The organism is Nonomuraea sp. WAC 01424 (assembly GCF_003947315.1).
Taxonomy (GTDB): Bacteria; Actinomycetota; Actinomycetes; order Streptosporangiales; family Streptosporangiaceae; genus Nonomuraea; species Nonomuraea spiralis.
Genome location: NZ_QHHZ01000006.1, coordinates 63,015 through 76,098, shown reverse-complemented (window position 1 = coordinate 76,098; position 13,084 = coordinate 63,015). Strand labels below are relative to the sequence as shown.

General features: G+C 69.3%; 4 protein-coding genes. All 4 read left to right on the top strand.

The genetic code is table 11. The annotated features are described in order from the left end of the window. Nucleotides 1-105: 105 nt before the first annotated feature. Entirely contained in the window at nt 106-1,242 is a 1,137-nt protein-coding gene (locus DMB42_RS17800) for a hypothetical protein (RefSeq protein ID WP_125635966.1), read from the top strand. Between the two features lie 1,554 nt (nt 1,243-2,796). Next, nucleotides 2,797-3,150 carry a hypothetical protein gene (locus DMB42_RS17790; RefSeq protein ID WP_125635963.1) on the top strand — a complete coding sequence of 118 codons (354 nt, stop codon included), beginning with the start codon at nt 2,797-2,799 and terminating at the stop codon, nt 3,148-3,150. A 373-nt stretch (nt 3,151-3,523) separates the two neighbouring features. Then, complete coding sequence (locus DMB42_RS17785; RefSeq protein ID WP_125635961.1) at nt 3,524-9,937, top strand: non-ribosomal peptide synthetase; 6,414 nt, start codon at nt 3,524-3,526, stop codon at nt 9,935-9,937. Then, on the top strand, nt 9,934-13,020 hold the full coding sequence (locus DMB42_RS17780; RefSeq protein WP_125635959.1) for a non-ribosomal peptide synthetase: 3,087 nt from the start codon (nt 9,934-9,936) through the stop codon (nt 13,018-13,020). Before DMB42_RS17785 ends, DMB42_RS17780 begins: the two co-directional genes overlap by 4 nt. The last annotated feature ends 64 nt before the right edge of the window (nt 13,021-13,084 follow it).

The window sequence follows — 13,084 nt, the reverse complement described above, 5'->3', positions numbered from 1 at the left end:
CAGCCGCCCGGCACGTGTCCCCCGGTCTACGGAACGGGGCAGGTGTCGGACAGTAACCGAACAAGCCCGGCGAAAGCACGGGCTCGAGAAAGAAACAGCGCTGTCATGGACGCCATCAAGCACGCCGCGGCCCTCAAGGAGCGGCTGGTCAACTTCGCCCTCTCACCCCAGTTCACCCGCGAACTCGACGAAGCCTTCGAGCGGAGCCGTCCCGACGACCTCGCCGACAGCGAGGTGACCGCCAGCATGATCGTCGATCATTTCGCCCTGCAGCACCGACTGGCCTCCGGCGACACGGTCATCGACCGCTTCCTGCGCGCCCACCCCGGCCTGAGCCCGCAGGAGCGGGCGATGCTCCTCGGCTGGAGGGACGTGGTCGAAGGAATCTTCGAGGTCCAGGGACAAGAACAGGACGCCTTGGTCCTGTTCAACCTCGTGGACGAGCTCACCTATCGCGCCCGGTCCAACATGGGCAAGTCCGCGTTCCGCCCGATCCAGAGGGGCATGTTCCTCATCTGCCGCCTGGTGCCGCTCGGCGAGGACTGGCTGGTCAGCGCGCACATCAGCCTCTTTCCCGCCGACGCCCGTGACCAGCTCCTCACCCAGGCCGCGGACATCGGCCTGCGCAACCCCAAGCTGGTCTTCCGCAACCCGGACAAGCTCGCCGCCGCCCGCCGGATGCTCGCCGCACAGCGAGAGGTCTTCCTCGACCTGTACGGCACCGAATACATCGTGGTTTCGGGAGACGACGTGGCCCCGCGACACGATGCCTTCATGCGGGCTTGCATGGACCGGGATCAGCCCGGCAACACCTTCCCCCTGCCCGGCTTCACCTATCCCGAGGAGGTGCTGGACGCCGAAACGGTGGCCATCCACTTCGACCCGGAAACAGGAATCAGCTTCTACCTCGAGTTCGGTCTCCTCCAGGAGCTCTTCGCCGACCCGCTCCTGATCAACCGGCGCCGCTACCGCGAAACCCTGACCTCTTACCTGCGGGGCGACGACATCTCCCCCGCGGCCATCCGGCTCCTGACCGACCCCGCCCCGGACAATGCCGGCGTGGTCTTCGGCAAGCTTCTCAAGAAGAAGGGCTTCTCCTGGCCCGAGCACGGGGAGTCACTGCTGCGCCGGTACAAGTCCCGCTACTTCGACGAGCCCCAACTGCCCACCACTGTCCCGGTCAGCGAGACGATGGCCAGGCACCTGCGGAGCGCCTTGCCTGACGAGTCGTCGGAGCGGTGATCTCTGCGCGCAACCGTCAACCGCCGGCAGATCTTCCGGTCATCCTCGGTCGTACGGCAGTGTCAGATTTCGCCGGCGGCCCAGTCTCACGGGAGGAATCTCAACAGCTGTCCGTGCCACCCGAGATGTGAGACACAGGTCGCGTCTTGTACTTGTCCGCCTGCTCTACCTCATCACGCTGCGACTCTTCGGCTGGCTGATGTCATTGGGCCGCAGTCATGCGTCGAAAAACGCGGAAATCATGGTGCTGCGTCACGAAGTGGCGGTACTACGACGCCAGATCGGACGCCCCAAGCCGGACTGGGCCGACCGAGCCGTTCTCGCGGCACTGGCCCAATCGTGCCTGTTCGTCTTGATCGGGTGAGTCGTTGGGCGCACGCCTGGTGACGGTGGTGTCCATGGAAGGTCGGATCGAACGCAACAAAGTGCTCGGAGGAGTGATCAACGAGTACCGCCGAGTCGCACGGCTACGTCGGAGAAACCCCAGCTCAACCCACGCACGCGAGTTTTGACGCCCTACACCCTTCTCGCCGCGCTCCTGACCGCGCTGCCCCGCGAGGCCCTACACCGGCTGAGGCTCCTCGTCCGCCCGGACCCCGTCGTGCGCTGGCACCGCGATCTGATACGACAGCACCATGCCCGTACCTGCCGGCCGAAGAGGTCTGGCCGCCCGCGCACGGTCCGCTCCATCCGCACTCTCTCGTCCTGCGTCTGGTTCGGGAGAACCCCGGCTGGGGCTCCCCGCGGGTCCACGGTGAGCTCCACCACCCTCGGTATCGAAATGGCACCGTCCAACGTTTGAGAGATCCTCAAACAGGCCGATCTTGATCCAGCGCCCGAGCAGGCTTCCACCGCGCACCCGAACGCAAACCGGGTCACCCAAGCGATCAGGAACCTGATGGATCTGGACGATGTCGGCTGCCGGGCGCGTTTCTGCTCCGAGACAGGGAGGGGAAGTTCCCGGCCCTCATGGACGACGTCCTCGCCGCGGCCGGCATCAAGACGGTGCTCACCGGCATTCGGATGCCGCGGATGAACTCGATCACGGAGCGGTGAGTGCAGTCGTGCCGCCGCGAGCTTCTCGACCGCTGCCTCGTATGGAGCGAACGCCACCTTCGGCACGCCCTGCGCGGGTACAAACACTTCTACAACCAGCACCGAGCGCATTAAACCCTGAACCAACAGCCCCACTGCGCACCGTCCCCGATCCGATCACGGATCCAGAGCGAATCATCGACCTGAATGTACGCCGACGAGACCGGCTCGGCGGCGTCCTCCATGAGTCCGCCGTGATCACCATGGCCTCGCTCCCCGAAGCCTTCAGCCGGCGCCTCGCCCTGCCCGACCTGCCGGAAGCCCGGACGCTCATGCGGTCCACGTACCTGAGCGCCGCCCTCCGTACGCCGCCCGACCGGCAAGGCCGCGCGCCCTGGTACGGCTGCTCACCCCGCCTCCGACGAGGACGACCGTGCGGTCCGATCTGCCGACAGTTTCTTCACCGAGGTCCTCGACCAGACGGGCGACGGCTGCCTGCGCTGGCCCGATCTGGCCGCCATGGCCAGGGAGATCGCCACGCGGCTCAACCTGGGCGCGCAGGACGAGGAGCAGCTGTTTCAGGCGTACGCCACCTGGTGGCGCGAGCTACAGACCGCTCTCGACAGCGGCGGCGGCAGCTACTCACGCGGCGCCTTCGTCAGGGACTTCGTCTCCTTCATGTCCGGGCAGCAGCATTCGAATGCCTGCTTCTTGCCTGCGGCAGATTCAACAAGACGTCCGTTTGACTTTGCCGCCAACCCGACGATGACGGGCGAGCGCGATATACCGCACACTCGCCCCGTCCGCGTTACCCCGCTGGGTGAACCGCAAATACATGACTACACAGAATCACAAGAGCACAGCCCACCGTAGTAGTTCTTGGCGGGCCGGGTGACCGCGTTTTCGGCTCGGAGCGCTTGATCGCATCCTCGACAAGGGCTCTACCAGCGGAATCATCCCACTGGATGATTCCGTGTACCCACGAGCCGCGGAACGCGAGACATGAGACCCCGAACTTTCCACCTCTGTACATGGGCCCGGACATCCTCGCCAAAGCAAGAATTCTCTCCAGCCGCCGTTTTCCTGGCATCGACTTGACACTTAAAAGTGTGTATGAATACGTTCATCCATCACCGAGCCCGCGAACCCGTACGACATCCGGCGTTCATCCACGCGTCCTGGTCTACCGTTCCCGCCAGAAAGAGAGGCTTGCGTGACCTCCTCGCCAGGGCTTTCCTCGAGTGACGTGACGCTCTCCGACCCCAAGCGGGCACTGGTCGAGCAACGTCTGCGCCGCCGATCCGGCGCCAGGCCCGCCGGCATCCCGCGCCGCGCCCCCGACGCCGAAGTGCCTCTCTCGTTCGCGCAAGAGGGCCTGTGGTTCATGGAGCAGTTCGCTCCGGGTACCGCCGCGTACACCATCCCCCTCGTGCTGCGCCTGCGCGGCCGACTCGATGTCGACCGGCTGCAGCACGCCCTCGACACGGTCGTGGCCAGGCACGAGATCCTGCGCACACGCTTTCCCACCGACGCCGGCGGACGGCCGCTGGTCGAGGTGACCGCTCCCGACCGCACCGAGCTGCGCAGGCGGAGCGCGGCGGACGAGGCCGGCGTCCGTGACCTGGTGAGCGCGGAGCAGGCCAGACCCTTCTCCATCGCCACCGAGCCGCCACTGCGGGCCCTGCTCGTGCGGCTGGCCGACGACGACCACGTACTGCTGGTGACGGTGCACCACATCGCCTGTGACGGCTGGTCGCTGGAGATTCTGGCCGGGGAGCTGCGCGCGCTCTACGCGGGAGAGCACCTGCCCGAGCCCGCCGTGCAGTACGGCGACTTCGCCCTGTGGCAGCGCACCCGCCCCGCCGATGAGGCGGATCTGGCCTACTGGCGCGAGCGGCTGGCCGGAGTGCCGCCCATCGACCTGCCCCTGGACGGGCGACGCGGAGCCGCGCCCACCTTCGAGGGCGATTCCCGCGCCTTCGAACTCGGCCCCGACCTGCTGGCCGCGGCCAAGAACCTGGCGAAGGCGCACGACGCGACGCTCTACATGGTCGCCCTGGCGGTCTACCAGGTGCTCCTGGGCCGCTACAGCGGGCAGGACGACTTCGCCGTCGGCACGCCGGTGAGCGGGCGCCCCCGCAGCGAGCTGGAGCAGCTCATCGGCACGTTCGTCAACATGCTGCCCATGCGCGCCGACCTGGCGGGCGATCCTACCTTCGCCGAGCTGCTCGCCCGGGTGCGGCGGACCACGCTGGCCGCCTTCGAACACCAGCGGCTGCCGTTCGAGCAGCTCACCGGGGAACTCGCAGCGACACGCGACACCTCGCGCACCCCGGTCTTCCAGGTCGCGCTGACCTTGCAGAGCTACGCCGAGGACACCGCCGCCTGGTCCGGCCTGGACGTCGAGCCGTTCCCCATGGCGGCCACGGCCGCCCCCTTCGAGCTGGAGCTCTTCCTCACGGAACGGCGGGGCGGGCTCGACGGCGTGTTCGTCTTCAACCGCGACGTGCTGGCCGGGGCGACCGTCGACGACCTGGGGGTCCATTTCGCGACCCTGCTGCGCGCCGCCGTCGAAGCTCCCGACCTGCGCGTGTCGGACCTGGAGATGCTGACCGCCGACGAACGCGACCGCATTCTGGCACGCGCGCACGGGCCGCGGCTGCCGTACCCGGCGGACAAGACGCTGGGCGAGCTGTTCCAGGCCCAGGCAACCCGCACCCCGGAGGCCGTCGCCCTGGAGTTCGGCGACCACCGGCTCACCTACGCGGAGCTGGAGCAGCGGGCCAACCGGCTGGCGCACCGCCTGCGCGAACGCGGTGCGGGGCCGGGCACCCGGGTCGCGATCTGCGCCGAGCGCTCCATCGAGCTGGTGGTGAGCCTGCTGGCCGTGGTCAAGTCCGGAGCCGCCTACGTGCCGCTCGACCCCGAATACCCGCGAGACCGGCTCGACTTCATGCTCCGCGACGCCCAGGCCGTCGTGCTGCTGGCCCAGCATGCGGTACGCGAGCGGCTCCCCGAGACCGGGATCGCAACCGTAGCTCCAGAGGAACCGTCCGGGCCGTCCGTGGCGGAGCCGGTCGATCCGCCGCATCATGCGCCCCCCGTCACGGCGGGCCCCGCTCACCCGGCTTACATGATCTACACCTCCGGCTCGACCGGCCGCCCCAAGGGAGCGCCCAACACCCACGTGGCCATCGGCAACCGGCTCGACTGGATGCAGCGCAGATTCGGCCTGACCGGCGCCGACGCGGTGATGCAGAAGACCCCCGCCGGGTTCGACGTGTCGGTCTGGGAATTCTTCTGGCCGCTCATCACCGGTGCCCGGCTGGTGCTGGCCGCGCCCGACGGCCACCGCGACACCGCCTACTTACGCGACCTCATCATCGGCAGCAGCGTGACCACCATGCACTTCGTGCCGTCCATGCTGGCCCCCTTCCTGGAAGAAGACGGCGTCGAGGCGTGCACATCGCTGCGCCGGGTGATCTGCAGCGGGGAGGAGCTGCCGCCCGCCGTGGCCGCCCGCTTCTTCGAGCGGCTGCCGCATGCCGAGCTGCACAACCTGTACGGACCGACCGAGGCGGCCGTGGACGTGACGGCATGGCGGTGCGCCCCGGGCGAGAGCCGCGTGCCGATCGGGCACCCGTTGCAGAACACCAGCATCCACATCCTCGACTCGCGGCTGCGCCCGGTGCCTTTCGACGTGCCGGGCGAGTTGCACATCGGCGGGGTTCAGCTCTCCCCGGGCTACCACGCCAGGCCCGCGCTGACCGCCGAGCGTTTCGTGCCCGACCCCTACAGCCACTCGGGCTCGCGTCTCTACCGCACCGGCGACCTGGCCAGGCTGCGCCGTGACGGCGCCGTGGAGTTCCTCGGCCGCATCGACAACCAGGTCAAGATCCGCGGCCAGCGGGTCGAACTGGGCGAGATCGAAGCCGTGCTCCGCGAACAGCCCGGCGTGCGCGTGGCGCTGGTGGTGGCCGGCGGCGACGGACTCGCGGCCTACGTCGTCACCGACGTTCCCGACGCTGACCTGCGCGCGGCGCTCAAAGCGCTCCTGCCCGACCACATGGTGCCCACCGCGTACGTCTTCCTGCCGGCGCTGCCGCTCAGCCCCAATGGCAAGGTGGACCGCGCCGCGCTGCCCTCGCCGCCGCGTCCCGGCGCCGGGGGCGGGCAGGGAGCGGCGCCGAGCAGCCCGGCCGAGATCGCCATCGCCGAGATCTGGAGCGAATTGCTCGGTGTGTCCGACATCCGCCTGGACGACGACTTCTTCGAACTCGGCGGACACTCGCTGATGGCCATCCAGGCCGTGGCCAGGCTGCGGCACGTGCAGGCGGCCGCCGAGCGACGCTCCGTCGGCGTCATGGACCTGTTCAATCACTCCACCGTGCGGATGCTGGCGGCGCTCATCGAAGGGCCCGCCCCGTCAGACGACCGGCCGCGCCAACTGCTGCACCGGCTGACGCGCTCGTCCTCCGCTCCCACGCTCACCCTGATCTGCTTCCCGTACGGCGGTGGCAGCGCCCTGGTCTACCAGCCTCTGGCCGACGCGCTGCCCGACGAGGTCGCGTTGTACTCCATGGCCTTCCCCGGTCATGATCCCGGCCGTCCCGACGAGCCGGTCATGCCGCTCGAAGACGTCATCGCCCAGTGCGTCACGGAAATCCTCGACGGCATACCCGGGCCGATCGTCCTGTACGGCCACTGCGGCATCGGCGGCGCCGTCACCGCCGACATCGCCAGGCGCCTGGAGGCACGAGGCCGCGAGCCGGAAGCGGTCTACCTCGGGGCGATCTTCCCGTTCGCCCGCCCCGTCGGCCGCATCGCCGGGCCCCTGGGCAGGTTGCTGCGAACCGACCGGCTACGCGGCGACCGCGTCTACGAGAACCGGATGAAGTCGATGGGCAACGACATCTCCGGCCTGGACGAGGAGCAGGTCGGGTTCATGGTCCGCAACCAGCGACGCGACACGCTGATCGCGGAGGAGAGCTTCACACGCATGCTGGCCGAACGGAGCGAGCCACTGCGCGCCCCCGTCATCTCGGTGGTCGGCGAGCAGGACCCGGCCACCGACTACTACCGCGAGCGCTACAAGGAGTGGCACTTCCTGTCGCCGAGCAACGCGCTGGTCGTCCTGGACGAGGCGGGCCACTACTACCTGAAGTACCGCGCCGACGACCTGGCCCAGATCCTGACGAACACGCACATCGCCATGGAGTACGGGGCGGCCGAGGCGTTGAGCCGTTCCGCACGGGGCCCGGCGGCGGGATGGTGGATCGAGGAGACCACGTCCCACACCGACGAGCACCCTCCGAAGAGGCACGATCACCCACCGGCGCAGCGCGACCCATCCTCGAAGCGGCGGGGGAAGGAGCCACCACCGCCCAGTCTGCGGCGCTTCCTGAGCGTCTCCGCCGCCCAGCTCGCTTCCATGATCGGCACTGCGGTCACCGACTTCGCCATCCCGATCTGGGTCTACACCACCACGGGCTCTCTGCTGAGCTTCACCCTGCTGATCGCCCTGGGGATCATGCCGGGAGTTCTGGTCGCGCCGCTGATCGGCGCGATCGTCGACCGGTCGGGCAAGCGGGCGGTGATGACGCTCGGCAACAGCCTCGCCGGCGGGGTACAACTGCTGTTCGGGCTGCTGTTGTGGACCGGCAACCTGGCCTCCTGGCATCTCTACCCGCTCACCGCGGCGCTGTCGGTCACCCTGGTCATCCAGCGGATCGCCTACATCTCGGCACTGCCTCAGCTGGTGCCCAAGCGCTACTTGGGTCACGCGGCGGGCGTGGTGCAGACGCTGGTCGGCACCTCCCAGTTCGCCGCGCCGCTGCTGGCCGTCGCCCTGCTGGCCGGGATCGGCCTGGACGGCATCCTGATGATCGACGTGGCCAGTTTCGCCGTCGTGCTCGTCGCGCTGGCGCTGATCCGCTTCCCCGCGACCCTGGGCCTGGAGCGGCGCGAGCCGATGGCGACCGAGATCGCGGCCGGGTTCCGGATGTCGCTGGGCAACCGGCACCTGCGGGCCGCGCTGCTCTACTTCGCGGTACTGAACATCATGCTGGCCGCGGTGCTGATGTCCATCTCGCCGCTGGTGCTGTCGTTCTCCGACCTGGAGACGGCCGGGCTCATCTCCTTCGTCGGCGGCCTGGGCGCCACGCTCGGCGGCATGCTCGTCGCACTGTGGGGAGGCCCCCGGCACCGGCGGATGCGGGCGGTCATGCTGAGCACGCTGCTGCTGAGCCTGTTCGCCGTCATCACGGGGCTGTACGCCTCGCCACTGGTGGTGGGCTTGGGCGCGTTCGGCCTGTGGGGCAGCCTCTCTGTCGTCAACGGCGTCTTCATGACGATCATTCACGTGAAGGTGCCGCAACGTTTCCACGGCCGGGTCACGGCGTTCAACCAGATGGTCTCCTGGTCGACGCTGCCGGTCGGCATGGCCGTCGTCGCACCGCTCGGAGAACTGTTGCTGGAGCCGCTCCTGGCACCAGGTGGGACGCTGGCCTCCACCGTCGGCGCGGTGATCGGCGTGGGCGAGGGACGCGGCCTCGCTTTCATGTACATCCTGCTGGGCCTCGGCATCGCCGTCCACGTGCTGGTCTCGATGCGGATCCCGGTGCTGGCCCAGTTCGACGACCAGGTGCCTGAGGCGGAACCCGACGACCTCGTGGGCGCGCAGGCGTTGCAGGCGCGCGCCGGCAACACGGTCAGCCTGGCGTGGAGCGCGCCCGCCTTCGCCAAGGCGCTGACCATGCCGTTGAGCGCCGCCAAAGCGAGCGAGCTGCTGGGCGAGCCCGTCGACGGCGTGCTGCTGCGCACCGGCGGCGAGATCAGCGCCGTCTACGAGGTCAGCAGCGGCGGACGTGAGCTGATCTTCAAGCTGTACCCGAGGGTGTTCACCGAACGCATGCGCAAGGAGCAGCACGTCTACGAGCTGCTGAGCGGCAGTGGCGCCCCGGTGCCCGCCGTGGTGCGCGCCGACGACTCCAAGCGCGACCTGCCCCAGGCATACCTGATCATGACCAAGGTTCCCGGCCGGCCGCTCTCGCAGGTCTCCGCCGACCTGGACGAGGAGACGATCGAGCGGCTCTACCACGACATGGGACGGGTACTGCGCGCGATCCACAGCGTCGAACTGCCCATGTTCGGCCCCTTGGACGGGCCGCGTGAGCCGACGAATCTCGCCTACGTCGGCGGCCAGTTCGAACTGAAGATCGCCCAGTTCGCCGAGTTCGGCGGCGACCCGGAACTGCACACGGCGCTGACCGAACGCTTCCACGCCGATCGCCACCTGCTGGCCGGCTGCGAGACTCCCGTCCTGCTGCACCACGACTACCACGAACGCAACGTCATGGTCGCCGAGCAGGCCGGACGGTGGCGGCTGACCGGTGTCATCGACGTCGAGAACGCGCTCGGCGGCGATCCGCTGATGGACCTGGCGCGCACCGATTACTTCGCCGTCCGCGACGACTCCCTGCGCCGCCGGGCGCTGCTGGCGGGATACGGCGCACCGCCCCAGGACTGGGCGCGGCGCCTGGCCTTCTACCGGCTCTACCACGCCCTGGACCAGTGGCACTGGCTGGCCACGATCGGCGAGGTCAGCGCGCTTGACCCGATCACACGGGAGATACGCCGACACCTGACGGAGACGCCATGACAGAGGACGAGTTTCCCGCCTCGCACGCGCAGGAACGCATCTGGTTCCTCACTGAGTTGCTGCCCGACCTGCCGCTTTACAACATCGGCGCCATCTCCCACCTGAAGCGGCTGGACGTCGCCGGGCCCAAGCCGGTGGAGGAGGCGCTCAGGCTGGTGGTCCAGCGGCACGAGCCGCTGCGCACCCGCTTCGAACTGCGCGACGGCAAGGTCGTGCAGCTCATCGCACCCGAGGTGCCGGTGCATCTGACCCACACCGATCTGTCCGGGCTCGACGGATCCGCCCAGGAGGCGGAACTGGCCGCTCTTGCCGCGGCCGACGCGGCCCGGCCGTTCACTCTCGACCGCGCGCCGCTGTGGCGGGTCAGGCTGGTGGAGCTGGGCGGCGGCCAGTGGCGGCTCGTGCTCGTCGTCCACCACACGATCTTCGACGCGTGGTCGGCGGAGGTCATGGCCGAGGATCTGGTCGAAGCGCACGCCGCGGTGCGTGCCGGCCGCTCGCCCCGCTTCGCCGAGCTGCCCATCCAGTACGCCGACTACGCCGCCTGGCAACGCACCCGGCTCGACGCCGGAGAACTCGACGAGGGCCTGGCTTACTGGTCCGACCGGCTGGCCGGGTCCGTGCCGCTGGAACTGCCCACCGACCGGCCCCGCCCGGCCGAACTCAGCTACGCGGGAACCAACCACGCCTTCACCGTGCCCGCCGAGCTGGCGGAACGAGTGGGCGCCTTGGCCAAGGCCGCCGGCGCGACCTCGTTCATGGTGCTGCTCACCGCCTTCGCCGCGCTGCTGGCTCGCTGGAGCGGCCAGAGCGACGTGGTGATCGGCTCGCCGGTCGCCGGGCGGGATCTGCCCGAGCTCAGCCCGCTCGTCGGCATGTTCGTCAACGTTCTGCCGCTGCGTGCCGACCTCGGCGGCGATCCGTCCTTCGCCGAGGCCCTCGACCGGATGCGGGCCACCACCATAGAGGCGCTCGACCACCAGGACGTGCCCTTCGCCCTCATCGTGGAGAAGCTGCGCCCACCGCGCGACCCCGCACGTACGCCGCTGTACCAGGTCGCCATCAACCAGGTGCCGTACGACGTCCGCGGCCTGTTCGGCACCAGGACCGCCAAGACCGATCTGACGCTGGAGGTGCAGAACCCGGAAGGCGAGATGAGCGCCTGGCTCGAGTACAACACTGACCTGTTCGACAGAGACACCGTGGTCAGGCTCACCGAGGGGTATCTCTCGCTGCTCGACGCGGTCCGCGCCGAGCCCGCGCTACCGCTGTCGCGCCTGCCGCTGATGTCCGGGGCGCGCCGCCAACACGTGCTGGCATCCTGGCACGGCCCGCGCAGATCGTACCCTCAGCAGCCCATGCACGAGCTGATCGCGGCCCGCGCGGCGGCCGAGCCCGACGCGCCCGCCGTGACCGTCCCGCACGAGAAGAGCACGCTGACCTACGGCGAACTCGACCGGCGATCGTCCGCCCTGGCGTCCGCGCTGATCGAGCGTGGCGTCGGCGCGGAGTCACCGGTGGCCGTATGCCTGCCACCGTGCGGCGAGCTGCTGATCGCACTGCTCGCGGTGCTGAAGTCAGGCGGCTGTTACGTGCCGCTCGATCCGCGTTATCCGGCGGCCCGGCTGCGTTTCATGCTGGAGGACTCCGGGTGCGCTCTGGCGCTGACCACGGCTGAGCTGGCCGAACGGCTGCCCGGGGTGGCGACCTTCGTGGCCGCGGAATTCCCCTCGGTCCCGCCGGGCGATCTCGTACTCCCGCACGTGTCTCCCGACAGCCTCGCCTACGTCATCTACACCTCCGGCTCCACGGGTGTCCCCAAGGGGGTCATGGTGCCGCACCGAGGCGTGGTCAACCTGGTCGAGAGCCTCGCCTTCGACGCCACCGAGCGTATGCTGCTGCTCACCCCTCTCTCCTTCGACATCGCTGCTCTCGAAATCTTCGGGCCGCTGCTGGCCGGGGGCGTGACGGTGGTGGCACCGCCGCCGGAAAGCGGCCCGCTGCGGGCTGAAACGGAGGTGACCACCGTCCAGGCACCGCCGTCGGTTCTGGCAGAGCTGATCGACCGGCTGCCCCCTGGGCTGCCCCGCGTGTTCAGCGGAGGTGAGCCGCTCACGGCCGGGCTGGCGGGCCCGCTGCAGGAGGCGGCCGGGCAGGTGCACAACATGTACGGCCCCACCGAGACCACCATCTGGTCCCTCACCCATCGCCTCCAGCCGCAGGACCGGACCATCTCGATCGGCAGTCCGGTGGCCAACACCATCGCATACGTCCTGGATGAGGCCATGGAGCCGGTGCCGATCGGCGTGACGGGCGAGCTCTGCCTGGGCGGCGACGGACTGGCACGCGGCTACCACCGCCGGGCGGCGCTCACCGCGTCGTCTTTCGTCCCCGACCCGTACGGCAAGGGCGGCCGGCTCTACCGCACCGGCGATCTGGTGAGGCGCGGCGCGGACGGCCTGCTGGAGTTCGTCGGACGGGTGGACGATCAGGTGAAGGTACGGGGTGTCCGGATCGAACTCGGCGAGGTGGAGTCGGTACTGACGGCCCATCCCGGTGTCCGGCACGCCGCAGCGGCGGTCCGTGCCGACGCTTCGGGCGGGCCGGCTCTGGTGGCCTATGTGGACGGGCACGTCCCGGTGGCGGAGTTGCGCACCTTCCTGGAGGAGCGGCTGCCGCCCACGATGGTCCCCAGCTTCTACGTCGGCGTCGACTCCTTCCCCCGACTGCCCAACGGCAAGCTCGACCGCGCCGCGCTGCCGGCACCGCCCCGAGCGCAGGCCCCCGCCGCCGGCTCCGCCCCGGTGACCGCCGCGGAGGAACTGGTACACGAGATCTGGGGCGAAGTGCTCGGTCACGACGGGTTCGGTGTGGACGAGGACTTCTTCGACCTGGGCGGACATTCCATGCTCGGCGCCCGCGTGATCGCCCGGATCTGCTCCGAGCTGGACCTCGAGTTGCCGCTCAACACGCTCTTCCAGACCAGGACGGTGCGCCGCCTGGCCGCCGCCGTGGAAGCGCGCCTGATCGCCGAGATCGACCAGTTGTCCGACGAGGAGGCCGCCGCGTTGATGGAGGACTGATCGGAACTGGTGAAGATGGCCGCCGGGCGGAGGGCGGTTCGGCCGGAGGGCGGAGATGAGGGCG

Coding starts and splice junctions, on each gene's coding strand:
- DMB42_RS17800 (WP_125635966.1), top strand. CDS start 106: ATGGACGCCATCAAGCACGCCGCGGCCCTCAAGGAGCGGCTGGTCAAC.
- DMB42_RS17780 (WP_125635959.1), top strand. CDS start 9,934: ATGACAGAGGACGAGTTTCCCGCCTCGCACGCGCAGGAACGCATCTGG.
- DMB42_RS17790 (WP_125635963.1), top strand. CDS start 2,797: ATGGCCAGGGAGATCGCCACGCGGCTCAACCTGGGCGCGCAGGACGAG.